22 protein-coding genes and 1 pseudogene are annotated in these 24,685 nt (G+C 59.0%); 8 read left to right on the top strand and 15 right to left on the bottom strand.

Annotated features, from left to right (window positions below):
* Positions 1–100 precede the first annotated feature (100 nt).
* From C1Y42_RS00245 to proB, 4 genes are all read right to left on the bottom strand, one after another.
* Complete coding sequence (locus C1Y42_RS00245; RefSeq protein ID WP_021507273.1) at positions 101–379, bottom strand: hypothetical protein; 279 nt, start codon at positions 377–379, stop codon at positions 101–103.
* Between the two features lie 412 nt (positions 380–791).
* A complete protein-coding gene (locus C1Y42_RS00240) occupies positions 792–1,523 on the bottom strand; it encodes a S24 family peptidase (RefSeq protein WP_031279669.1) in 732 nt (243 codons plus the stop codon).
* A 353-nt stretch (positions 1,524–1,876) separates the two neighbouring features.
* On the bottom strand, positions 1,877–3,130 hold the full coding sequence (gene proA, locus C1Y42_RS00235) for a glutamate-5-semialdehyde dehydrogenase (RefSeq protein ID WP_104092613.1): 1,254 nt from the start codon (positions 3,128–3,130) through the stop codon (positions 1,877–1,879).
* 10 nt (positions 3,131–3,140) lie between these two features.
* Positions 3,141–4,244: a glutamate 5-kinase gene (gene proB / locus C1Y42_RS00230; RefSeq protein ID WP_088517013.1), complete on the bottom strand. Its 1,104-nt coding sequence runs from the start codon at positions 4,242–4,244 to the stop codon at positions 3,141–3,143.
* Between the two features lie 246 nt (positions 4,245–4,490).
* Between proB and ompC the strand changes: the two genes are divergently transcribed.
* Positions 4,491–5,573 (top strand): porin OmpC, encoded by a 1,083-nt coding sequence (ompC, locus tag C1Y42_RS00225; protein ID WP_021507277.1) that lies wholly within the window; start codon positions 4,491–4,493, stop codon positions 5,571–5,573.
* Between the two features lie 81 nt (positions 5,574–5,654).
* On the opposite strand, the gene crl is transcribed toward ompC, so the two are convergent.
* The 3 genes from crl to gpt form a co-directional block, all read right to left on the bottom strand.
* Positions 5,655–6,056, bottom strand: a complete 402-nt coding sequence (crl, locus tag C1Y42_RS00220) for a sigma factor-binding protein Crl (protein WP_021313042.1) — start codon at positions 6,054–6,056, stop codon at positions 5,655–5,657.
* Positions 6,057–6,165: 109 nt separating this feature from the next.
* A complete protein-coding gene (frsA, locus tag C1Y42_RS00215) occupies positions 6,166–7,413 on the bottom strand; it encodes an esterase FrsA (RefSeq protein ID WP_058769336.1) in 1,248 nt (415 codons plus the stop codon).
* Between the two features lie 120 nt (positions 7,414–7,533).
* Positions 7,534–7,992, bottom strand: a complete 459-nt coding sequence (gene gpt, locus C1Y42_RS00210) for a xanthine phosphoribosyltransferase (RefSeq protein ID WP_021507279.1) — start codon at positions 7,990–7,992, stop codon at positions 7,534–7,536.
* 254 nt (positions 7,993–8,246) lie between these two features.
* On the opposite strand from gpt, the gene pepD reads away from it, so the two are divergent.
* A complete protein-coding gene (pepD, locus tag C1Y42_RS00205) occupies positions 8,247–9,707 on the top strand; it encodes a beta-Ala-His dipeptidase (RefSeq protein WP_104092612.1) in 1,461 nt (486 codons plus the stop codon).
* A gap of 108 nt (positions 9,708–9,815) precedes the next feature.
* Here the strand turns inward: pepD and dinB are convergent, their stop codons facing one another.
* Positions 9,816–10,871 (bottom strand): DNA polymerase IV, encoded by a 1,056-nt coding sequence (gene dinB, locus C1Y42_RS00200; RefSeq protein ID WP_058758014.1) that lies wholly within the window; start codon positions 10,869–10,871, stop codon positions 9,816–9,818.
* Between the two features lie 244 nt (positions 10,872–11,115).
* On the opposite strand from dinB, the gene dpaA reads away from it, so the two are divergent.
* Complete coding sequence (gene dpaA, locus C1Y42_RS00195) at positions 11,116–11,859, top strand: peptidoglycan meso-diaminopimelic acid protein amidase (RefSeq protein ID WP_058758015.1); 744 nt, start codon at positions 11,116–11,118, stop codon at positions 11,857–11,859.
* On the opposite strand, the gene C1Y42_RS00190 is transcribed toward dpaA, so the two are convergent.
* Both C1Y42_RS00190 and lpcA read right to left on the bottom strand, forming a co-directional pair.
* On the bottom strand, positions 11,830–12,597 hold the full coding sequence (locus tag C1Y42_RS00190; RefSeq protein WP_021507283.1) for a class II glutamine amidotransferase: 768 nt from the start codon (positions 12,595–12,597) through the stop codon (positions 11,830–11,832). The genes dpaA and C1Y42_RS00190 overlap by 30 nt on opposite strands.
* 48 nt (positions 12,598–12,645) lie before the next feature.
* Complete coding sequence (gene lpcA, locus C1Y42_RS00185) at positions 12,646–13,224, bottom strand: D-sedoheptulose 7-phosphate isomerase (RefSeq protein WP_104092611.1); 579 nt, start codon at positions 13,222–13,224, stop codon at positions 12,646–12,648.
* A gap of 229 nt (positions 13,225–13,453) precedes the next feature.
* On the opposite strand from lpcA, the gene fadE reads away from it, so the two are divergent.
* The 5 genes and pseudogenes from fadE to C1Y42_RS00160 all read left to right on the top strand — a co-directional run bounded on the left by fadE (position 13,454) and on the right by C1Y42_RS00160 (position 18,853).
* On the top strand, positions 13,454–15,904 hold the full coding sequence (fadE, locus tag C1Y42_RS00180; protein ID WP_058776018.1) for an acyl-CoA dehydrogenase FadE: 2,451 nt from the start codon (positions 13,454–13,456) through the stop codon (positions 15,902–15,904).
* Positions 15,905–16,088: 184 nt separating this feature from the next.
* Positions 16,089–17,249, top strand: coding sequence for a pyridoxal phosphate-dependent aminotransferase (locus C1Y42_RS00175; RefSeq protein WP_058776028.1), 1,161 nt, complete (start codon positions 16,089–16,091; stop codon positions 17,247–17,249).
* Positions 17,237–18,007, top strand: a complete 771-nt coding sequence (locus C1Y42_RS00170) for an amidohydrolase (RefSeq protein WP_104092610.1) — start codon at positions 17,237–17,239, stop codon at positions 18,005–18,007. Before C1Y42_RS00175 ends, C1Y42_RS00170 begins: the two co-directional genes overlap by 13 nt.
* A 121-nt stretch (positions 18,008–18,128) precedes the next feature.
* Positions 18,129–18,440: pseudogene (locus C1Y42_RS00165) on the top strand (type II toxin-antitoxin system HigB family toxin).
* Positions 18,437–18,853: a type II toxin-antitoxin system HigA family antitoxin gene (locus C1Y42_RS00160; RefSeq protein WP_021313564.1), complete on the top strand. Its 417-nt coding sequence runs from the start codon at positions 18,437–18,439 to the stop codon at positions 18,851–18,853. Before C1Y42_RS00165 ends, C1Y42_RS00160 begins: the two are co-directional and overlap by 4 nt.
* Positions 18,854–18,894: 41 nt before the next feature.
* Here the strand turns inward: C1Y42_RS00160 and katG are convergent, their stop codons facing one another.
* The 5 genes from katG to C1Y42_RS00135 all read right to left on the bottom strand — a co-directional run bounded on the left by katG (position 18,895) and on the right by C1Y42_RS00135 (position 24,669).
* Positions 18,895–21,093 (bottom strand): catalase/peroxidase HPI, encoded by a 2,199-nt coding sequence (katG, locus tag C1Y42_RS00155; RefSeq protein WP_104092609.1) that lies wholly within the window; start codon positions 21,091–21,093, stop codon positions 18,895–18,897.
* A gap of 245 nt (positions 21,094–21,338) precedes the next feature.
* Entirely contained in the window at positions 21,339–21,674 is a 336-nt protein-coding gene (gene uraH / locus C1Y42_RS00150) for a hydroxyisourate hydrolase (protein WP_021507290.1), read from the bottom strand.
* On the bottom strand, positions 21,671–22,165 hold the full coding sequence (gene uraD, locus C1Y42_RS00145) for a 2-oxo-4-hydroxy-4-carboxy-5-ureidoimidazoline decarboxylase (protein WP_104092608.1): 495 nt from the start codon (positions 22,163–22,165) through the stop codon (positions 21,671–21,673). Before uraD ends, uraH begins: the two co-directional genes overlap by 4 nt.
* Positions 22,166–22,177: 12 nt before the next feature.
* Entirely contained in the window at positions 22,178–23,437 is a 1,260-nt protein-coding gene (gene hpxK / locus C1Y42_RS00140) for an allantoate amidohydrolase (protein ID WP_104092607.1), read from the bottom strand.
* Positions 23,434–24,669, bottom strand: a complete 1,236-nt coding sequence (locus C1Y42_RS00135; RefSeq protein WP_104092606.1) for an alanine--glyoxylate aminotransferase family protein — start codon at positions 24,667–24,669, stop codon at positions 23,434–23,436. The genes hpxK and C1Y42_RS00135 overlap by 4 nt, the downstream gene beginning before the upstream one ends.
* Positions 24,670–24,685: the final 16 nt, after the last annotated feature.

Here is a 24,685-nt window from a genome sequence, read left to right as displayed (position 1 = left end):
TCGCCGGGCGGCAGGCAGCCGTTAAGCGCAACGCTCAAGCGCAACTAAACAGTGAGGAAAGGTGAAACGTTCCGTTCAGAACTGGAAAAACAGCAGAGAATTAACGCACGGCGTACAGATGAACGTGGGGCAAACAGCAGTTATCAAAGCTGGGGTTGTCGTTGCAGGGCCGCGTGGGTGCCAGTACTGCGCGGTCTACCCGGGAGCGGATTTCCCGCTGGCAGATGCGCTCGGCGGTGCGCAGAGTGATCTCATCACACTCCAGGCCCAGGGCACTGTCGATGCTGCGCTTCAGGCGGCTGAGCGGCTGACGCCGCCGGTGGCGACGGGTGCGCGCGTTTCCGCTAAAGACTGATTTGCCATATTGAATAATCGCCATAACTCCTCCTGTGAATGAGTCTTTGGCGATGGGGTGGTGAGCACGGCGATTCGGCACAGACCGGGACGTCCGTGGCCCCTCTGCAATCACCCGCAACTGGCTTGCCCGGCCGTAAAAAACGGCCAGGTATAAGCAGAGGAGAGTGAAAGCAGAGGACAACTGACGACGCTGCTAAGTGCGTATCCACCCCATCCCAAAATTCACTGACTTTGGGTGGGTTGTCTCGCGCTTGTGCAGCGCCTCAATTGTTTAAGAGCGGGCTCATCCGGGAGCAGAGATGTCGTCCATCTATGGTCAAATTATTAACAGGTTCTAATGCATTGGCAAACACTGACAGTTAATTTTTTATTTACCGACAGTTAAATTTTTGATTTCAGCCGGATTATTTTTTTGCCGGTTAACGCACTGCTGCTCAGCCCAGAATCTGATAGTCACGCGCCTGGCTCATGATGACGCGGGCAATCACCTGCAGCGACGCCGCTTCGTCCAGCGTCAGATACCAGGTCTCGTAGCGTTTATTGTCGGAGATCACCGCCACCTTCTTGTGCTGTAACTGCAGCCGCTTGAGGTAGAGCTGGTTGTCGAGATTGAACAGATAGATGCCGTCACCGTCGAAGCGGTGCACGCTGATATCGACGAACAGCTGATCGCGCGGAGCAAAAGTACCGGCCATGGAGTCACTGTTCAGGGCAATCAGCCGGATATTTTCGGCCGGACGACCGTTAAACAGCACGCGCGCCTCATCCAGACCGTATTCAATCGCCTGAATGGTCTCGACCAGTTCGTCGCGCGCGACAATACCCTGTGCGCTGCGTTGCCCGATGTCCAGGCTTTCGACGCGGAACATGTGCTGCGGATCGATCAGGCGCTGACGGGCAAGCGCCACATCCGGTTTTTCCATGCCGAACTGTAGCCACTCCACGCGCACGCCTAACAGCTGGCTGAGCGCCAGCAGATTACTGTCATCCGGAATGGATTGCGCGTTAAACCATTTCCAGACCCCTGGAGTTGAGATCCTGCATCCCCGTTGTTGCAGTGCCTGAGCGACCTGTTTGTTCCGTCCATGTCCGACAATTCCCGCGCTCTCGCATGCGGCAATCAGCCTGGCAGTAAAAGCTTGTCTCGTACTCTCTTTTTTAACCATCAGTTAATAGTCTGCCATCAGTAAAAGACTGAATGTTATTTTCATTTTTGCTACCAGTTCATTTTATATTACCGCTAGTTTACTACCCAACCGCTTTTATCAATAAAGCTGGACGATCATTATCCTCTTCGCCCTGGTGGAAACCAGTAATGAATCTCTGACAGCTTGTTCTGACAGGGGTTTTCAGGATTGTTCTGTAACGCTGAGACCAGCACCCACAGCAAAAAATGGGCGAAAAGCCGCAGGCGCGCCACAGATGACAGGAATAAAACGAAAAGCTCTGGAAATAACTGGATCGAAAGCGATCAAAAAGGGCACCGCGTCAGGTGCCCATTATGATGCCGGAGAGAAAACTAACGGCGCAGGGTATCGTCGCCCCAGCCAATCCATTTGTAGGTGGTGAGCGCTTCGAGGCCCATCGGACCGCGCGCATGCAGTTTCTGCGTACTGACCGCCACTTCAGCGCCGAGACCAAACTGGCCGCCGTCGGTAAAGCGGGTGCTGGCGTTGACGTACACTGCCGATGAGTCGACCTGATTCACGAAGCGATTGGCGTTGCCAATACTGCGCGTCAGAATGCCGTCGGAGTGCTGGGTGCCGTGCGCGCGGATGTGCGCGACCGCTTCATCGAGGTCCGCCACCAGCTTGACGTTCAGATCGTTCGACAGCCACTCATCGTCGTATTGGTGCATCTGCACCGCCACCACGCTGGCCGGCCCCTGCTGCAGCAGCGCCAGCGCGTTTTCGTCGGCGTGCAGCGCAATGTTCTCCTGCGCCATACGCTGCAGAAACGCCGGAATGAAACGCTCAGCCTGACCGCGATGAATCAGCAGGGTTTCCAGCGAGTTACAGGCGCTGGGACGCTGCTTCTTGGCGTTAACAATCACCTCCAGCGCGGCGTCCGTCTCCATGGTTTCGTCGAGATAGAGATGGCACACGCCGATACCGCCGGTGATCACCGGAATGGTGGAATTTTCGCGGCACAGCTTGTGCAGCCCGGCGCCGCCACGCGGGATCAGCATGTCAACGTAGCGATCCAGCTTCAGCAGCTGATTCACCAGTTCGCGATCCGGGTTCTCAATCGCCTGCACCGCTGCTGCCGGTAAACCATGCTCAATGAGCGCGTTCTGGATCACCCGCACTGTGGCGGCGTTGGTGCGCCAGGTCTCTTTGCCGCCGCGCAGAATCGCCGCGTTGCCGGTTTTCAGACACAGGGACGCCACATCGACCGTGACGTTCGGGCGCGCTTCGTAGATCACCCCGATCACGCCGAGCGGCACGCGACGTCGTTCAATGCGCAGGCCACTGTCAAGCAGCCCGCCGTCGATCAGCTGGCCAACCGGATCGGCCAGCCGGCACACCTGGCGCACGTCATCCGCGATGCCTTTCAGGCGCTGCGGGTTGAGCGTCAGACGATCGAGCAGCGCCGCACTCATGCCGTTAGTGCGCGCATCGGCCAGATCCTGCTGGTTAGCCGCCAGAATGTCGGCGCTTTCCGCTTCCAGCCGATCGGCGATGGTCAGCAGTACCTGATTTTTTTGTTCGGTGGAGAGCTCCGCCAGTTTGTACGACGCCTCACGCGCCGCTTTACCCATCTGTTCTAACATCATCCGCTCCTTAACTGACGATCATATCGTCGCGGTGCACCGCAACCGGGCCATATTCGTAACCGAGGATCTCACCAATCTCCTGACTGTGATGACCGGCGATCATGCGCATCGCATCGCTGTTGTAGCGCGTGACGCCGTGGGCGATATCGCGCCCCTGCAGGTTACGAATGCGGATCACTTCGCCGCGCGAGAAATTGCCCTGCACGTCACGGACGCCTTTCGGCAGCAGCGAACTGCCGCGCTCCAGCACCGCCGCCAGCGCGCCGTCGTCTATGGTGATCTCGCCCGCCGGTGGCGCGCCGAAGATCCAGCGCTTGCGGTTTTCCAGCGGTGACTGCTGCGCGTGGAAGCGCGTCCCCACTGGTTTGCCGTGCAGCACATCCCCGATCACATCCGCGCGGCTGCCGGCCGCAATGATGACGTCAATGCCGGCGCGACAGGCAACATCCGCCGCCTGCAGTTTGGTGGCCATGCCGCCGGTGCCGAGACCGGAGACGCTGCCGCCAGCCAGCGTGCGCAGCGCATCATCAATCTGATGCACATCGCTGATCAGTTCTGCTTCGGGATTGGTGCGCGGATCGGCGGTAAACAGACCAGGCTGATCGGTCAGCAGCAGCAGTTTATCGGCACCGCCAAGCATCGCCGCCAGCGCGGACAGGTTGTCATTGTCGCCAACCTTAATTTCCGCGGTTGCCACCGCGTCGTTCTCGTTAATCACCGGCACGATATGGTTGTCGAGCAGCGCACGCAGCATATCGCGCGCGTAGAGGAAGCGTTCACGGTCTTCCATGTCGGCGCGCGTCAGCAGCATCTGCCCGATATGGATACCGTAGATGGAGAACAGCTGCTCCCACAGCTGGATTAAACGGCTCTGCCCCACCGCAGCCAGCAGCTGCTTTGAGGCGATGGTCGGTGGCAGTTCCGGGTAACCAAGGTGTTCGCGACCAGCGGCAATTGCGCCAGAGGTGACGATGATAATGCGATGACCGGCGGCGTGCAGTTGTGCACACTGCCGAACCAGCTCCACCATATGCGCCCGGTTCAGCCGGCGCGATCCGCCGGTGAGGACGCTGGTACCCAATTTGACCACCAGGGTCTGACTGCCACTCATGTTTTTCCTGCCATGTAAGAAAAAAATCTGCGAAGGGACGTTTTAACAGGAGTCAGCAAGGAAGCCAACAGCGGCAAGGGGAAAAGCACAAAAAACGCCTGTCAAGCGGGTAGACCAAAAGTTCGCGATTAACAAGAAATCAGAAAAAATGTCATAAAACCTTCATTGCCAGTCGGTAAAACGTCCCGTGTTTTACAAACCTTTTCACGGGTACAACAAATTTTACTCATTGGGATTGATAGCAAAATGAAGAAAAGCACACTGGCACTCATCGTTTCCGCGCTGGCTCTGGCCTCAACCGCACAAGCCGCAGAAGTTTATAACAAAGACGGTAACAAACTGGATCTGTACGGTCGTGTGAAAGGCATGCACTACTTCAGCGACAACGCAGCCGCTGACGGCGACAAAACTTACATCCGTCTGGGCTTCAAAGGGCAGACGCAAATTAACGACCTGATGACCGGCTACGGTCAGTGGGAATATCAGTTCCAGGGTAACCGCGCTGAAACCAACACCGACGCTAACATCGGTAACAAAACCCGTCTGGGCTTTGCCGGTCTGAAGTTTGGTAACTACGGCTCTGTTGATTACGGTCGTAACTACGGCGTGGTTTACGATGTGCTGGCATGGACCGACGTGCTGCCAGAGTTCGGTGGCGACAGCGCCTACACCGACACCTACATGCTGGGCCGTACTTCTGGCGTCGCCACTTACCGCAACAGTAATTTCTTCGGTCTGGTTGATGGCCTGCGTTTCGCGGTGCAGTATCAGGGCAAGAACGATTCCACCAGCGCCAACGGCCGTTCAGAGATTCCTAAGCAGAACGGCGACGGTTACGGTGCGTCACTGGGTTACACCCTCGGCGATAGCGGTGTCAGCCTGATGAGTGCGATCTCCTCTGCTGACCGTACCAACTCGCAGGACGTGGCGACCCGTCTGGGCCGTGGTGACAAAGCGGAAGCCTGGGGCGCGGGCATCAAATATGACGCGAACAGCATCTACCTGGCGTCGACCTACTCTGAAACCCGTAACATGACGCCAATCACAGGCGGCGTGGCGAATAAAACGCAGAACTTTGAAGTGGTTGCGCAGTATCAGTTCGACTTCGGTCTGCGTCCATCGCTGGGCTACGTGCAGAGCAAAGGCAAAGACATTGAAGGCATTGGCGATGCGGACATCGTGAAATATGTCGACGTGGCGATGACGTACTACTTCAACAAAAACATGTCGGCCATGGTTGACTACAAAATCAACCAGCTGGATGACAACAACCCGCTGGGCATCAACAGCGATGACGTGGTGGCGGTCGGTCTGACCTACCAGTTCTAAGCTTCAGCATTACCCTGTCTGTGTCTGTAAAAAAAGAGCCGGCTCATCACCGGCTCTTTCTTATTCAGGTCTGACTCAGGTTCAGGCGCTGAGTTTAACCGGCTCTTCTTTGAACCCCGCCGCGGGCCTGAGATCAAGCTTAAACTCATGCAGCGTGGCTTTCAGGCGCTCGTGGAAATTACGCAGCGTGCTCTCCACTTTCTCATTGTTCTCTTTGCCCTTGATCGCGGCCACGCTCCAGTCGCCGTCTTTATCAAACAGGCCGAAGTGGTATTCGTAGGTGAAGTGATCTTCATAGGCGTTCAGCGTCATCCACCAGCCCCAGAACTCGCGGCTTTCCGGCGCCGGTTTGACGTTGACGCACGCTGCCAGGCAATCAAAGAAGAAACGCGTCTCTTCACACTGTCCTTCACGGATGTACGGCCCCAATTCGGTGAAGCGCTTAAGCAGGCGACTACGGGGGTGACCACTCGGTAACGTCATGCTAACTCTCTCCCTCAAATAAACCGTATAAAACGTAGCGCGGCGGCAAAACGCCACCGCACGTATTTTCCCGAAGATAAGTTGTAGCAGAGTCTGCGTATTTCGCCAGTTAGCGCTGCAACTGTTTTGCCAGCCAGTCGCAAATCTGATTGAGCGCCTTGTCAAAGCTGGCAAACACTGGCGTGGCGGGAATCGCCAGCGCCTTGCCCTGCGCCGAGGAGTTGACGATCAGCTGCGCCTCCTCTTCCGGGCTGAACAGATCGTTGGGCCAGTAAGCGGCCAGCATCGGCACCGGCGTCCGGCGACCCAGCAGGCCCTGCACTTTGAGCGAATAGCGGTTGAGCTCGATGCGCAGATTGCTGTCGGAGGTCGACGACATGCCCAGCCGGCTGGCCAGCATGTCCATATACATATCCGGCAGCTGCTGCTGGCGCTGCGCATCGACAAACACGTGATGCACCATCGGCCCGAGCGATGCCACCGCGCGCAGACGCGGCACCTCAAGGTAAGCCAGCCGCGTCGCCACGTTGGCGCCAAAGCGGTAACCGAACAGCGCCACGCGCGTGTGGTCAATCCACGGCACGTTGCTCAGCTCGCGCAGCACCTGCTGATGCAGCTGGCTGGTGTCCTGATTGAGCGTCCATTTGCTGCTGAAACCCACCGACGGCATATCCAGCGTCAGCATGGCGATGCCGCGCGGTGCCAGATAATCATGAAACAGCCGGTAATGGTCGCTCTGCAGCGAGTCGAGACCGCCGCACAGCAGCACGGTGGGATACGGCGCGCTGGCCTGCGCCGGCATATGCAGGAAACCGGTGACCGGACTGCCGCCGCTGATGGGAAAGGTCAGGGATTTCAGCTCGCCGGGCAGGCGCTGGGTGGCTTCTTCATAAGCGCGATTCGCCAGCACCTGCGCCTGATCCGCCAGCTCATCACCTTTAATGTAGGGATACGCGGCCAGGCTGTACAGACTGGCGGCATGCAGCCACTGCTGGCCGGCCTCATCGTGATCGGCGTTCTGCATTGCACGCTGCTGCCACAGCGCCGCCTGCTTCGACCACTCATAGTTCCAGTTGCCGCCGCGATAGCCAATCACCGTGTCCAGCAGCGTTTCGTCGGTGTGTTCAAATTTACTGACGGCAATGCGCGCCAGCACTTCGCTGATCTCCTGCGGCGCCAGGCCGCGCCACGTCCACAGCAGCTTATTCAGCATGCGATACCAGCCGCGCTGGGTATCGCCTTCCAGGGCATTGTGCACCTGCGCCGTCGGGTGGTGCTGGCGATGCACCAGCGAGGAGGTTTCCGGGTGTTTGAAGCGGGGTTTGAACAGTTCTTCGCTGAGATTTTTCTCGGCCATCTTAAGCTTCTCCTGCGGCAGTCGCATAGATGGCTAAGAGTGTACTGCACCCGCCGCACGGGCGCGAGGCGCAGAAAGCACAACGCCCGGCATAACCGGGCGTTGTTTGCGTTGCATCAATCAGCTTTTTACAATCGGCGGAATGTACACCACGCCCATGTCCCACGGCTGCTCGATCCAGGTGTTCTGCGGAATATCGACAATGTAGTCGTCCACCAGCGCGCGGCCAGCCGGCTTGGCGAAGATGGTGCAGAAACGCGCTTTTGGATACATATCACGAATCGCCTGCGCGGTACCGCCGGTATCCACCAGATCGTCGATGACCACAAAACCTTCACCGTCGCCTTCTGCGCGCTTCAGCACTTTCATTTCACGCTGGTGATCGTGATCGTAGCTGGAGATGCACACGGTATCGACGTAGCGAATCCCCAGTTCACGCGCCAGCAGCGATGCCGGAACCAGACCACCGCGGCTGACCGCGATGATGCCTTTCCACTGTTCCACAGGAAGCAGGCGCTGGGCCAGTTTACGGGCATGAATCTGCAGCATGTCCCAGGTAACGACGTATTTTTCGCTCATAAAAGGAATCCCGGCCAATGAGATTGGCTTAAAAATATGCAAGGGGGAAAAGGTTGCGCGAGATTATAAGGATCTGACGCGTTAAAAACCAGCACCCGTCACATCGGTTGCAGGTTTTTAGCGCGCCCGATGGCGCACCCGGCAGGAAACAGTGATATTCTCTGGCCCATCACGTCAGATGTGCTGACGGCGATCTTTCACTGGAAACCCGCGTGCGAGCGGTATGTCCGCCGCGCTGACACAGGAGACGCGTTGTGTCTGAATTGTCTCAACTTTCCCCGCAGCCGCTGTGGGACATCTTCGCAAAAATCTGCTCGATTCCGCACCCTTCTTACCATGAAGAAGCGCTGGCCGAATACGTTGTTGGCTGGGCTAAAGAGCAAGGTTTCTGGGTTGAACGCGATCAGGTCGGCAATATCCTGATTCGTAAACCTGCTACCGCAGGCATGGAAAACCGTACTCCGGTGGCGCTGCAGGCGCACCTCGATATGGTGCCGCAGAAGAACAATGACACGGTACACGACTTCACCAAAGACCCGATTCAGCCGTACGTTGATGGCGAGTGGGTGAAAGCGCGCGGCACCACGCTGGGTGCGGATAACGGTATCGGTATGGCCTCTGCGCTGGCGGTGCTGGCGGACAACAGCCTGACCCACGGCCCGCTGGAAGTGCTGCTGACCATGACCGAAGAGTCGGGCATGGACGGCGCCTTTGGTCTGCAGCCAAACTGGCTGCAGGCGGACATCCTGATCAACACCGACTCGGAAGAGGAAGGTGAGATCTACATGGGCTGCGCCGGGGGTATCGACTTTATCACTACCCTGCCGCTGAGCCGCGAGGCCGTGCCTGCCGGTTTCGAAACCCTGAAGCTGACGCTGAAAGGTTTGAAAGGTGGTCACTCCGGGGCGGACATTCATCTTGGTCTCGGCAACGCCAACAAGCTGCTGGCGCGCTTCCTTGCCGTGCACGCGGCTGAGCTGGATATCCGTCTGATTGAGTTCACCGGCGGTACGCTGCGCAATGCGATTCCGCGCGAGGCGTTCGCTACGCTGGCCATCGACAGCCATAAAGTGGATGCGCTGAAGTCTGCTGCCGCCCACTTCCAGGCTACGCTGCAGAATGAGCTGGGCAGTAAAGAGAAGAACGTCGCCGTGCTGAGCGAGCCGCTGGCGAATCAGGGCCAGGCGCTGACCGCAGACAGCCGCGATCGCTTCATCAACCTGCTGAACAGCACGCCAAACGGTGTGATTCGCAACTCGGACGTGGCGAAAGGCGTGGTGGAAACCTCGCTTAACGTCGGCGTGGTCACCATGGAGCAGGACAGCGCCGAGATCATCTGCCTGATTCGCTCGCTGATCGACACCGGTAAAGATTGGGTGGTCGAAACCCTGACCTCGCTGGGTGCGCTGGCCGGGGCGAAAACCGCGCCGAAAGGCGGTTACCCAGGCTGGCAGCCGGATGCCGACTCGCCCATCATGGCGCTGACGCGTAAAACCTATGAAGCGCTGTTTGGTAAGACGCCAAACATTCAGGTGATTCACGCCGGTCTGGAGTGCGGCCTGTTCAAAAAACCGTATCCGGACATGGACATGGTATCGATTGGGCCAACCATCACCGGTCCGCACTCGCCGGACGAGCAGGTGCACATCGACAGCGTCGGTCTGTACTGGAAACTGCTGACCGCGCTGCTGAACGTGGTACCGGAAAAAGCGTAACGCCGTTGCGATAAAAAAATCCTGCCCCCGGGCAGGATTTTTTATTTACGGTAACGGTGCCGCGTCAGGCGACCGCGCTGTAGCTCTCTTCCAGCGGCAGCTCAGCCATTACAACCCCAGCACCAGCTGGCGCTCCAGCTGCGGATTTACCAGCGTGACGTGCAGCCCCACCAGCCGCACACCGCGTCCGGCGCGGCGTTCATCCCAGGCCTGACGCGCCACGGCGATCATGTCGTCTTTATTCAGCACCGGCCAGACATGCTCCTGGGTGGTGAGCTGGAAATCGTTGAATTTCAGCTTTACGCCCTGGCGCGCAATCTGCTTATCCGGGCGGATCGCGCTGAGACGGCGATCGAGTTCGGCATAGAGAAAATCAATAATCTCCAGACACTGCTCCCAGTGATGGATGTCCTCACCCAGCGTACGCTCGACGCCCAGCGATTTGCGCTCGCGCTCCACCACCACGTCGCGATCGTCGATGCCGTTGCTGCGCTCCCACAGCACGCGGCCAAATTTTCCAAAGCGCTTCAGCAGCTGCGCCAGATCGGCCTGCTGTACGTCAGCGCAGGTGCGCAGCCCCATCTCTTCGAGCTTTTTGGTGGCCACTTTGCCAACGCCGGGAATCTTGCTCAGCGGCAGCGTCAGCAGAAAGTCCGGCATCGCCTGCGGCGTAATTACATACTGGCCATCTGGCTTGTTCATGTCTGAGGCGATTTTGGCGAGAAACTTGATCGGCGCAATGCCAGCCGACGCGGTCAGGCCGGTTTCGCGCAGGATATCGGCGCGAATCGCCTGCGCCATCAGCGTGGCCGATCCCTGGCAGTGTTCACTGTCGGTGACGTCCAGGTAGGCTTCATCCAGCGACAATGGCTCAATCAGTGGCGTATAGCGGGTAAAGATGGCGCGAATCTGCTGCGAAGCTTCTTTATAGGCGTCAAAGCGGCCGGGCAGCAGTTTCAGATGGGGACAGAGGCGCAGCGCCGTGGCGGTCGGCATCGCGCTGCGCACACCGTATTTCCGCGCCGGATAGTTGGCGGTGCTGATCACCCCACGCTGCACGCGGCTGCCGCCGATGGCAATCGGGATATCACGTAATGAAGGATCGTCGCGCATTTCCACTGCCGCGAAAAAGCAGTCCATATCGACATGAATGATTTTGCGCATACGCCCCTCCGGATACTGGATAAGTATACAGCAGAGAAAAACAACGGCAATATTTGTGGCGCGTGCGATTAAAGTTTACAAATTTGTGGTCGTATTCCCTTTAGGATTGCACCATTTTCTCGGACTCCGGCTTGATTAAACGCCAGACAATGATAATGTTGCGCTGCGGTAGCGGATATTTCCGATAATGCAATACAGTGACGCACTGCGTCAGCGTTCCTCTTCACTTCAAGGTACACACAGAATGGGCAGAATCGCATTATTGTTTGCGATGATTCTTATGCCGCTCCTGAGCTGGGCAATGACGCCTGAGCCAATGCAGCCGCTGGCTCCGGTGAGCAAAGAGTTAAAGAAACAATTACTGGGTACACCGGTATTTATTCAGATCTTCAAGGAAGAGCGTACGCTGGAACTGTACGGCAAAATCGGTAATGAATATCGTCTGCTGGACAGCTATCGCATCTGTAACTTCTCCGGCGGCCTCGGGCCGAAACGTCGTCAGGGCGATTTTAAAAGTCCGGAAGGCTTTTATAACGTGAAGATGAATCAGCTTAAGCCGGACAGCCGTTTTTATCGCGCCATCAATACCGGATTCCCGAATCAGTACGATCGCGCCAAAGGCTATAACGGTAACTACCTGATGATTCACGGCGATTGCGTGTCCGTGGGCTGCTATGCCATGACCAACGCGTCGATGGATGAGATCTTCACTTACGTGAACGCCGCGCTGCGTAACGGTCAGCAGGATGTGCAGGTCAACATCTTCCCGTTCCGCATGACCGACAGCAACATGCAGCGTCATCGTTACTCTACTTACATCAGCTTCTGGCGTGAACTGCAGCCGGGCTATGCTTACTTCGCCAAATACCACGTGCCGCCAACGGTCAACGTGACGGCAACCGGTCAGTATGCGGTGAACAACACGCCGGTCATGAGCACACCGGAAGCGGCGTCGAAATCATTCCTGGCGCTCACCCAGGTAAAATAATGCCCACTCACCTGGCACGATGCGGTGCCAGGTTTCATTACCGGTCAGCGGCTGCGTCGCAATCACCGTCACCACGTCTTTCGGCGTGGTCTGCTGCAGAAAATCAATCTCCACATCCTGATCGAGCAGCTTCGCTTTGCCAAACGGCGCGCGGCGCGTAATCCAGTACAGATTGGTTGAGCAGAAGGCCATCAGATAGCGTCCGTCAGACAGCAGCATATTGAACACGCCCTTCTGGCGCAGCTCCGTCGCCAGTTCCGCCACATAGCGAAACACCGCCGGCCAGTTGCCCGGCGTGCGCGGATAGCGCTCAGCCAGCTTATGCAGAATCCAGCAAAACGCCTTTTCGCTGTCGGTTTCGCCTACCGGACGGAAATGCCCGGTCTCCAGCTGGCGATAGCCCTTTAGCTGGCCGTTATGCGCGTAAGTCCAGTTGCGGCCCCACAGTTCGCGGGTAAACGGATGGGTATTTTCCAGTGACACCTGGCCGCGATTGGCCTGACGAATATGCGCCACCACCGAATGCGACTTGATCGGATACTCCTGCACCAGGCGGGCAATCGGCGAGTTGTAGCTCGGCAGCGGATCTTTAAAGGTGCGGCAGCCTTTATCTTCGTAAAAGGTGATGCCCCAGCCATCTTTGTGCGGCCCGGTTGCACCGCCACGCTGCACCAGACCGGTAAAACTGAAACAGATATCCGTGGGGACATTGGCGCTCATCCCGAGCAATTCGCACATAGCAACCGCCTTATCAGAGCCTCCCGCGGGCGCGGGAGGAACACGTCATCACTTAACCATCTCTTTTTCGATTAACAGCATCAGGATGTGGATCACTTTGATGTGAATCTCCTGAATGCGATCGGCATAATTAAAGTGCGGCACGCGAATTTCGATATCGGCCGTACCGGCCATTTTGCCACCGTCTTTGCCGGTCAGGGTAATCACTTTCATGCCTTTGGCGCGCGCGGCTTCTACGGCTTTGATGATGTTGGCCGAGTTACCCGAAGTGGACAGCCCCAGCAGCACATCGCCCTCGCGCCCGACCGCCTCGATGTAGCGGGAGAACACATAGTCGTAGCCAAAATCGTTGCTGACGCAGGAGAGATGGCTGACATCCGAAATGGCGATGGCCGGATAGCCAGGACGATTTTCGCGGTAGCGCCCGGTCAGCTCCTCAGCGAAGTGCATGGCATCGCAGTGCGAGCCGCCGTTGCCGCAGGAGAGCACTTTGCCACCGGCTTTGAAGCTGTCGGCCAGCAGCACGGCTGCGCGCTGAATGGCGTGAATGTTGGCTTCATCACTCAGGAACTTATTGAGCGTATCGGCGGCTTCATTGAGTTCTGAGCGAATAATGTCCTGATACATAGGGATGTCCTTTAGAGGAAAATTGACCCAGCAAGTTTAACGGAATGGGCCAGAGCCGCAAAGCGCCCGCAGCAGGGAAAAGCGCGACGCCGCGCTGACGTCCAATTGCCGGCGCGATTTTGTGAGTTCGGTTGTAATTGCGGTGTAAACAGATTGATAAATTTCGTGTGCTGCTCTAAACCTTATCACTAACAGGTCAGACCTCTTACAACTTACGGAGCGGTTCATTATGTTGCTTGCCTCGATCATCGCGACGCTGGTGTTAATTAGCGCCCTCTTCTACCATCAGGTTTCACTGCGGCTCAGCAGTGCGATTGTGCTGCTGTGGACCGCGGCACTGGCCGCCACCGGCCTGTGGACGCCGTGGCTGCTGCTGCCGCTGGCCATTATTCTGCTGCCTTTCAACCTGCCGGCGATGCGCCGCAGCATGTTCTCTAAGCCGGCTCTGCACAGCTTCCAGAAGGTGATGCCGCCGATGTCGCGCACCGAAAAAGAGGCGATCGACGCCGGTACCACCTGGTGGGAAGGCGATCTGTTTCGCGGCAAACCGGACTGGCAGAAACTGCACAACTACCCGCAGCCGCGCCTGACCGAAGAGGAACAGGCGTTTCTGGATGGCCCGGTAGAAGAAGCCTGCCGCATGGCTAACGACTTCGAAATCACCCATGAAATGGCCGATCTGCCGCCGGAGCTGTGGGCTTACCTCAAGCAGCACCGCTTCTTTGCCATGATCATCAAAAAAGAGTACGGCGGTCTGGAGTTTTCCGCTTACGCGCAGGCGCGTGTGCTGCAAAAACTGGCAGGCGTGTCCGGGATCCTGGCGATCACCGTCGGCGTGCCGAACTCGCTGGGTCCGGGTGAACTGCTGCAGCATTACGGTACCGATGAGCAGAAAGATCACTACCTGCCACGCCTAGCGCGCGGCGATGAAATCCCCTGCTTTGCGCTGACCAGCCCGGAAGCGGGCTCCGACGCCGGTGCCATTCCGGATACCGGCGTGGTGTGCATGGGCGACTGGCAGGGCCAGCAGGTGCTGGGCATGCGCCTGACCTGGAACAAGCGCTACATTACCCTGGCGCCGATTGCCACCGTGCTCGGCCTCGCCTTTAAGCTCTCCGATCCCGATCATCTGCTGGGCGAAACCGAAGAGCTGGGCATTACCTGTGCGCTGATCCCGACCCATACGCCAGGCGTTGAAATTGGCAGACGTCACTTCCCGCTGAACGTGCCGTTCCAGAACGGGCCGACGCGCGGCAAAGATATCTTTGTGCCGATCGATTACATCATCGGCGGTCCGGCGATGGCCGGTCAGGGCTGGCGCATGCTGGTTGAGTGCCTGTCGGTAGGACGCGGCATTACTCTGCCGTCTAACGCGACCGGCAGCCTGAAAAGCCTGGCGCTGGCGACCGGTGCCTACGCGCACATTCGCCGCCAGTTCAAAGTCTCTATCGGTAAAATGGAAGGGATTGAGGAGCCGCTGGCGCGCATCGCCGGTAACGCTTACGTGATGGACGCGGCGGCGACGCTGATCACCAGCGGCATTATGCTGGGCGAAAAACCGGCGGTGCTGTCAGCGATTGTTAAATACCACTGCACCCATCGCGGCCAGCGCGCCATCATTGATGCAATGGATATCGCCGGCGGTAAAGGCATCATGCTTGGCGAGAACAATTTCCTGGCGCGTGCCTATCAGGGCGCCCCGATCGCCATCACCGTTGAGGGCGCGAACATCCTGACGCGCAGCATGATTATCTTTGGCCAGGGCGCAATCCGCTGCCATCCGTGGGTGCTGGAAGAGATGAACGCCGCCGCGAAGAACGATCTCGTCGCCTTTGACCGTGCGCTGTTCAGCCATATCGGCCACGTCGGCAGCAATAAAGTGCGCAGCCTGTGGCTTGGCCTGACCGGCGGCCGCACCAGCGCTACGCCAACCCGTGACGCGACCCGCCGCTACTATCAGCAGCTGAACCGCCTGAGCGCCAACCTTGCGCTGCTGTCGGATGTGTCGATGGCGGTGCTGGGCGGTAGCCTGAAACGTCGCGAACGTATTTCGGCACGCCTCGGCGATGTGCTGAGCCAGATGTATCTGGCATCCGCCACGCTGAAACGCTATGACGATGAAGGCCGCAACGAGGCGGATCTGCCGCTGGTGCACTGGGGCGTGCAGGATGCGCTGCATCAGGCGGAAGTGGCGATGGACGATCTGCTGCGCAACTTCCCGAATCGCCTGGTTGCGGGTGCGCTGCGGCTGGTGATTTTCGCCGGCGGCAAACACTGCCCGGCACCGTCCGATAAACTGGATCATAAGCTGGCCAAAATGCTGCAGCTGCCGTCCGCAACCCGCACCCGTCTGGGCCGCGGCCAGTATCTGACGCCGAGTGAGCACAACCCGGCCGGTCAGCTGGAGCAGGCGCTGCAGGATGTGATGGCGGCGGAAGTGATTCACGATCGTCTGTGTCAGCAGCAGAAAAAACACTTCTCCTTCACCCGGCTGGATGCGCTGGCCCAGCGCGCGCTGAAAGAAGGCTGGATTGACGAGAGTGAAGCGAAGGTGCTGACGCGAGCCGAAGCCAGCCGGCTGAAGGCCATCAACGTGGATGATTTTGCGCCCGAGGCGCTGGCGGTGGCCAAACCGGACAGCAAACCCAAACCGAGCGCCCGCCCCAGCGAAGCGGCGTAACCGCACAAAGCCTCCAGCCGGAGGCTTTTTTTATGGCCTGCGGCAGCGGATAAGCGCACTCAGCGTCTGTGCCAGCCACGTTTAGACGTCTAAGCGTCTCGATTGCCAAGTGTTAACATCCTGTTTATAGTGGCTGCAGCACAAGGTTACTCCGCAACGACATTCGCGCTTAAGGCACCCGATGATGACGCAGCCCAACCTGATCCCCGAGAGCAAACTACCGGCGCTCGGCACCACCATTTTTACCCAAATGAGCGCCCTCGCCGCCCAGCACAACGCCATCAATCTGTCACAGGGCTTTCCCGATTTTGACGGCCCGCGCTATTTGCAGCAGCGCCTGGCACATCACGTCAGCGAAGGCGCTAACCAGTACGCGCCGATGATTGGCACCCTGCCGCTGCGCGAGGCGATCGCCGATAAAACCGCAGACATGTACGGTCATCGGCCGGATATCAACAGCGACATCACCGTGACGGCGGGCGCAACCGAAGCGCTGTATGCCGCGATCACCGCGCTGGTGCGGCCGGGCGACGAGGTGATCTGCTTCGATCCCAGCTACGACAGCTATGCGCCGGCGGTTCAGCTGGCTGGCGGCGTGCTGAAACGCATCGCGCTGCAGCCGCCCGCTTTTCAGGTCGACTGGCAGGCCTTCAGCAGCCTGCTCAGCGCGCGCACCCGGCTGGTGATCGTCAACACGCCGCATAATCCGTCCGCCACCGTGTGGCACGCCAGCGACTACGCCGCGCTGTGGCAGGCGATCGCCGGACAGGAAATTTATGTGCTCAGCGATGAAGTCTATGAGCACATCTGTTTTGATGAGCAGGGCCATGCCAGCGTGCTGGCACATGCCGACCTGCGTCAGCGCGCCATCGCAGTCTCATCCTTCGGCAAAACCTTTCATATGACCGGCTGGAAAGTGGGTTACTGCATCGCTCCGGCGGCGATCAGCGCCGAAATCCGCAAAGTGCATCAGTATCTCACTTTTTCAGTGAATACCCCGGCGCAGCTGGCGATTGCCGATATGCTGCGCCAGCAGCCGGAACATATTGATGAGCTGCCGGCATTCTATCGCGCCCGGCGTGACCGCCTGACGCAGGCGCTGGCCGCCAGCCGGTTTAAGGTGCTGCCCTGTGCCGGCACCTATTTCCTGCTGGTGGATTACAGCGCCATTTCCGATTTGGATGATGTCAGTTTCTGCCAGTGGTTAACCCGTGAAGTAGGCGTGGCGGCGATTCCGCTGTCGGTGTTCTGCGCGGACCCTTTCCCGCACAAGCTCATTCGCCTGTGCTTTGCTAAACAGGAAGCGACGCTCGACGCCGCTGCGGAGCGTTTATGTCAGCTTTAAAACTTACCGTATTGCAGGAAACCCTGAGCTGGATGGATGGCGCAGCCAATCTGCGTCATTTCGATGAGGTGCTGCAGGGCTTGACGGGCCGCGATGTCATCCTGCTGCCGGAGATGTTTACCACCGGCTTCGCCATGGAGGCGGCGGCCAGTTCGCTGCCGCAGGATCAGGTAGTGGCGTGGCTGCACGGTCATGCCAAAGCCCTGAATGCCCTGGTCGGCGGCAGCGCGGCGATTCAGAGCGACCAGGGCGCGGTAAACCGTTTCCTGCTGGTGGAGCCCGACGGCACGCTGCACCAGTACGACAAACGCCATCTGTTCCGCATGGCCAGTGAGCACCAGCACTATGTGCCCGGTGAAACGCGCAAGGTGTTCAACTGGCGCGGCTGGCGTATTCTGCCGCAGATTTGCTACGACCTGCGCTTCCCGGTGTTTTCGCGCAACCAGAATGATTATGATCTGGCGCTGTACGTCGCCAACTGGCCGGCACCGCGCGCGCTGCACTGGCAGGCGCTGCTGCTGGCGCGCGCCATTGAGAATCAGGCCTATGTAGCCGGGTGTAACCGCGTCGGCAGTGACGGCAATCAGCATCAATACAGCGGCGACAGCCGGATCATCTCGCCGCAGGGTGAGATCCTCGCGGCCGCTGAACCCTTCGCCCGCGCGCGCCTCGACGCCGAGTTATCACTGGAGGCGTTGCAGGACTATCGCGAACGCTTCCCGGCCTGGCGCGACGCCGATGAATATACGCTGAAGTAATCTTTTAGCCGCATCCCTGCGATGCGGCTTCCATATCTCCTCCTGCCCTGTTGTTTCCTGTGTGGAAACATTCTATGTTGTGCGTTACAATGTTTCCACCCTGGAACAGTTCGAGGGAATGATGCACATTATCTCAAGGAAAGTGTTTAACGAAGCGACACAGAGATTTCCTAATGATGCCGCAGCACTGGATGCCACTTACCGACTATTAAGCGGCCATGATTTTGCCGATCCGCAGGTGTTAAAAGCCTGGTTTCCCAGCCTGGATCGCATGAAGTATCGGGCAAAATGGTAGGTAATTAATGTCGGCGGCAACAATCTCCGGCTGATGTTCTTTGCGGATTTTGTGGCAAAAAGAGTCTTCGTAAAGCATATCGTGACGCATGCTGAGTATGACAAGCTGGTTAAGCATTACCGGGAGAACAAAGAATGATTAGCGAAGCGATTCAGGCCTCCAACAATCTGATTAAAGCCGTGCCGCTGCTGGGCGGAAGTCAGTCCAGAGCCGATTATGAACAGGCGCTTGAACTGGTGGAATACCTGGTTGAGCATCAGCCGGGGCATCCGCTGATCGAGATGCTGGCCGTTAAAGTCGCGAAGTATGAAGAAACCGCAGCGGAATTCGCCGCGTTTAATGCACGCACTCAGGCGCTGCCGGGTGGCGTGGCGCTGCTGCGGGTACTGATGGACCAGCACGGTCTGAATCAATCCTCTTTCGTGGCAGAAATCGGTCAGCGTTCGTATGTGAATCGCATTCTGAAAGGCGAGCGCAGATTAACGGATAAGCATAAGGCGGCGCTGGCGCGACGCTTTAATCTGCCGTTTGAGGCATTTCGTGAGGCATAAGCAGGAATGAGCCGCAGCGCATGACGCTGCGGCTCAGGGGATTACAGATCGAACCGGTCGAGGTTCATCACTTTGGTCCAGGCGGCCACGAAGTCGTTAACGAACTTCTGCTTCGAATCGCTGCTGGCGTAAACTTCCGCCAGCGCGCGTAGGATGGCGTTAGAACCAAACACCAGATCGGCGCGGGTGGCGCTGTACTTCACTTCTCCGCTCTGACGATCGCGGCCTTCGAACAGCTCAGCGCTCTCATCGGTGGCGCGCCATGCGGTGCGCATATCCAGCAGATTGATGAAGAAGTCGTTGCTCAGCACGCCCACGCGATCGGTAAACACGCCGTGCGCGCTGCCGTCGAAGTTGGTGCCCAGCACGCGCAGACCACCCAGCAGTACCGTCAGCTCTGGCGCGCTCAGCGTCAGCTGTTGCGCTTTGTCCAGCAGCAGGGTTTCGGTGGAAGAACCGCCCTGCACGCGGCGATAGTTACGGAAACCATCGGCCAGCGGCTGCAGTACGTTGAATGACTCGACATCCGTCTGGTCCTGACGCGCATCTACGCGGCCCGACGTGAACGGCACCTGCACTGCGACACCTGCCGCTGCTGCCGCCTGCTCAATCCCGACGCTGCCCGCCAGCACAATCACATCCGCCAGCGACGCTTTATCTGACTCCTGCTGAATCTTCTGCAGCACCGGCAGCACATCGCGGGTGACGCTGGCGTTGACCGCCCAGCCGTTCTGCGGTGCCAGCGCCAGACGGGCACCGTTCGCGCCGCCGCGTTTGTCGCCGCCACGGAAGGTGGAAGCGGACGCCCAGGCCGCAGAGACCAGCTGGCTGACGCTCAGACCCGAAGCGGCAATTTTCGCTTTCAGATCGGTGATGTCATCCGGCGTCGGCTGATGCGTGGCCTGCGGTAACGGATCCTGCCACAGCAGATCTTCCTTCGGCACTTCCGGACCGAGGTAACGCGCTTTTGGTCCCATATCGCGGTGCGTCAGTTTAAACCAGGCACGGGCGAAGGCTTCGTTGAACGCCTGCGGATCGTTGAGGAAACGACGCGAAATCTTCCCGAACTCCGGATCGAAGCGCAGCGTCAGGTCGGTGACCAGCATGGTCGGCTTGCGTTTTTTCTCTGGATCGAACGGATCCGGGATAATCGCTTCGGCATCAACCGCTTCGAACTGAATCGCGCCCGCCGGGCTGTGCGTTTGTACCCACTCATATTTGAACAGGTTCTCGAAGAAGTAGTTGCTCCACTGCGTTGGGGTTTGCGTCCATACCACTTCCAGACCGGAAGTGATGGCATCTGCACCGGCACCGCTGCCGTAGCTGCTATGCCAGCCCAGACCCTGCGCTTCCAGCGGCGAGGCTTCCGGATCGACGCCCACGTGGCTGGCCGCAGCGGCACCGTGCGTTTTACCCAGCGTGTGACCGCCGGCAATCAGCGCGACGATCTCTTCATCGTTCATGCCCATGTTGCCGAAGGTAGCGCGAATCGCCGGGGCCGCCGAGCGCGGATCGCCGCTGGCTTCCGGACCTTCCGGGTTCACGTAGATCAGGCCCATTTCCGTCGCACCGAGCGGCGCGTTTGCCAGGCTTTCCGGATGGCGGTGCGCCAGCCATTCGGTCTCATGTCCCCAGTCCACGTCCATGTCCGGTTCCCAGACATCTTCACGACCGGCACCAAAGCCAAAGGTACGGAAGCCGGCGTTTTCCAGCGACACGTTACCGGCAAGAATGTAGAGATCCGCCCAGGAGATTTTCTGGCCATACTTCTGTTTCACCGGCCACAGCAGACGACGCGCTTTGTCGAGGCTGACGTTATCCGGCCAGGAGTTGAGCGGCGCAAAGCGCTGCTGACCACGCCCGGAACCGCCGCGACCGTCGATGGTGCGGTAGGTGCCGGCGCTGTGCCATGCCATACGGATAAACAAGCCGATGTAGCTGCCCCAGTCGGCAGGCCACCAGGATTGCGAATCGGTCAGCAGCGCACGAATATCGGCTTTCAGCGCGGCGTAATCCAGTTTGCTGAACTCTTCACGGTAGTTGAAATTGTCACTGAGGGGGTTAGAACGGCTGGAATGCTGGTTTAACAGATCGACGCGCAGCATGTTTGGCCACCAGTCGCGGTTAGTGGTCCCGCTTCCGGCGCCACGCGCTAAAACGCTTTTCTCTTCCGATGCTCCATGATGAAAGGGGCATTTTCCTGAGGCGGCTGCATTATCATTATTTTCGGGCGTGCTCATTTCTCGGCTCCATTGGCTTCACGTTGTCCGGTTAAGATAACCGCACCGTGTTGCAGAATATATTTGGATGGACCGAAGGTTTTGATAGTTACTGGCTTTCAAGCGCGAGGTTTGTGATAGAGAGCACGAATTTCAGGGCGCATAGGTACACCTCATGATGGATCGGGTTATACCGGTGCGCATCAATGCGCACCCTACGGAACCGCATAACGATTTTACAGGGGCGCCATTTATGGCGACCTGGATTAACTTCCGCGGTAGGTCGACCACGACCACGGGGAAATGAGGAACGGCAGGTGATAATGGCTGCCGGCGGAGCCAATCACAAAATCAATCTGCGCGCTGACGTACAGCGCATCACGCCCGTCGGCGGCGAAATAGTCACCGATCTCCGCGGTTAAGCGATAGTGGCCCGGCGCCAGCGGTTCAGGCGTGAGATCTTTGATGCGCCCGTCGCTGTCGGTTTCGCCCTCGGCCACTGGCAGCCATCCCTCAGGGCTGTTCTGCTCCAGCGACATCGCGACGCCAATCGCCGGTTTGCCCAGCGCGGTGTCGAGAATATGGGTGGTGATGGTGCTCATGTAATGCTCTCCTTAAGCCGTAACAGGGTAATTTCCCGCAGCTGCGCCAGCGCTTCCTGCTGCTCGGTCTCTTCATCATTGTTGAGCCTGCGCTGCAATTCCGCCAGCATCTGTTCACCGCTGCGCCCTTTGGCGCGAATCAGAAACACCCGGCCGAAGCGCTGCTCATAGCGCTCATTACCGGCCAGCATCGCCAGCTGCAGCGCACCGTTAGCCTGCTGCATCGCTGCCTGTTCCTGCTGCGACAGCGCGGCCTCTTTACCCGCGCCCTGCGCTTTTTCGCCGATGCGCGGATGGGCGCTCAGCGCCTGCTGCAAGGCGTCGCCCTGCCACGCCAGCGCCAGCTGTTGCGCCGTGGTGTACAGCGCCGTCAGGCTGGCGAACGGCCGCGCCGCCACCAGCGCCTGCTGCCAGGCGGGAATCGCTACGCAGTGGGCAATCGCCGCTTGCGCCTGCGCGGTGCTTGCCTGATTAAAATCGTTCAGATCCATTTCGCGGCTCCTTTAGCTGCGCGCCAGATCGCACACCGCCTGCAGATAGGCCTGCACACCGAGCGCCACATCGGCCACCTGCACCGATTCCGCCGGATGATGGCTGATACCGCGATGGTTGCGCACAAACAGCATGCCCACCGGCCAGCGCTCAGCCATCGCGATCGCGTCGTGACCGGCTCCGCTCGGCAGCGCCAGACTGCGCCCCTGTACGGTTTCTACCGCATGGCTTAGCGCCTGCTGCAGCCGCGTATCACAGGCGGTGGCCGCGATGCGATAGTACTCGTTAGCGCTGAAGCTGAGCCCGCGCCGCAGCGCGATGGCTTCCGCCTGGGTCAGCAGGCTGGAGAGCAGACGTTCCAGCGGTTCATCCTGCGGTCCGCGCACGTCCAGCGACAGCTGCACTTCGCCGGGAATAACGTTAACGGCGCCCGGCAGACAGCTCAGCGTGCCCACCGTGGCCACCAGCTGCGCATCCTGATCCTGCGTGGCCTGTTCCACAAACACCATCCACTCTGCCGCTGCTGCCAGCGCGTCTTTGCGGTGCGTCATCGGCACCGTGCCGGCATGACCGGCCTCTCCGACAAAGCGGCAGTTAAGACGGCGCGCGCCGTTAATCGCCGTCACCACACCAAGCGCCAGATCGTCCTGTTCCAGGCACGGTCCCTGCTCAATGTGCAGTTCGAGATACGCCACAATGTCGCTCACCTCACGTGCCGCCTGCGGGATCAGCGCCGCGTCCAGGCCGAGGTCCTGCATCGCCTGCGCCACCGTAATACCGTTACCGTCCGGATGTGACACCCAGCTCTCCGGCCAGCTGCCGGTAAGGCCGCGGCTGCCAAGCAGGGTGATGCCAAAGCGCGTGCCCTCTTCATCGCCGAAGCCGACAATTTCAATCGCCAGCGGCAGGCGCTGCTGATGGTCGTGCAGCCACTGCACGATTTCGATGGCGCTGAGCACGCCCAGCATACCGTCGTAACGTCCGGCGTTGCGCACGGTATCGAGGTGCGAGCCGAGCAGCAGCGCCGGTGCGCCCGGCTCCGCCGCTTCATAGCGACCGCAGATATTGCCGACCGCATCCTGCCAGGTGTGCATACCTGCCGCCTGCATCCACTCAGCAACGCGCGCGTTGGCGCGCACCTGCTCCGGCGACAGATAGACACGGGTCAGTCCCTCTTCGCTTTCACTGATTGCTGCCAGCGCGTCACAGCGCGCCATCACCCGCGCCGCCGCTGACTGCGCCTCACCGGCGCTCATCAGGCTATGACTCATGCGTGGCTCCCGTAGTGGTCCCAGGCAGCCTGCAGCGCCGCGCCCTGAGTAGTGCGGAAACCGACGTAATTCAGCACGGACTCCAGCGCGCTCAGCGTCAGCATCACGCAATCTTTGCGCGCGTTGTAGCCCATGGTGCCGACGCGCCACACTTTGCCGTGCAGCGGACCGAACGAGGTGCCAATCTCAATGCCGAAATCGTCCAGCATCAATTTGCGTACCTGGTCGCCGTTGATGCCCTGCGGGATCACCACGCCAAGCACGTTATTCATCTTGTGTCTGAGATCGCCAAAGGTTTCCAGCCCCATGCCCTGAATACCTTTCAGCAGCGCATCACCGTGCAGTTTGTGGCGTGCGATGCCGTTATCCAGCCCTTCCTGCAGGATCAGACGGGCACATTCGCGTGCGCCAAACAGCGCCGAGGTGGCTTCGGTATGATGGTTGAGCCGCTCCGGTCCCCAGTAATCCATGATCATGCCGAGATCGAAGTAGTTGGAGTAGATCATCTCGTCGACGCCATCCTGATGTGCGTCGGTGCGGATGCCCTGCTCCACGCACTTACGCTGACGGATCACCGCTTCCATTTGCGGGCTCAGGGTGATCGGCGAGGTGCCGGACGGACCGCCGAGGCATTTCTGCATCCCGGCAGAGACCGCATCCAGCCCCCAGGCATCGGTTTCCAGCGGGTTGCCGCCCAGCGATGCGGTGGCATCGGTGTACAACAGCACGCCGTACTGGCGACAAATCGCACCGAGCTGCTCCAGCGGTTGCAGCATGGTGGTTGAGGTATCGCCCTGCACCGTCAGCAGCAGGCGCGGTTTGACTTTTTTGATCGCATCTTCGATCTGATCCGGGGTAAATACCTCGCCCCACGGCACCTCGATGGTATGGACTTCCGCGCGGCAGCGACGGGCGATTTCGCACAGCAGATGGCCGAAGCGGCCGAACACCGGTACCAGCACTTTATCGCCCGGACGAATCGCCGACAGCAGGATGGCTTCGATACCGGCGCGTGAGGTGCCATCAATCAGCAGGGTCCAGCGGTTTTCAGTGCGGAATACGCCACGGTACAACGCCATCACCTCGTTCATATAGTGCGTCATCGCCGGATCGTACTGCCCAAGCAGCTGGCTCGACATGGCGCGCAGCACGCGCGGGTCGGCGTTGATCGGGCCCGGTCCCATCAGCAGACGCTGTGGCGGATTGATTTGCGAGAACTGGCTGATATCCATGAGGGGTTCCTTATTG

This window comes from Pantoea sp. ICBG 985 (assembly GCF_002928365.1).
Taxonomy (GTDB): Bacteria; Pseudomonadota; Gammaproteobacteria; order Enterobacterales; family Enterobacteriaceae; genus Pantoea; species Pantoea dispersa.
The sequence above is the reverse complement of the archived record's forward strand: the minus strand, read 5'-3'. Positions and strand labels throughout refer to the sequence as shown.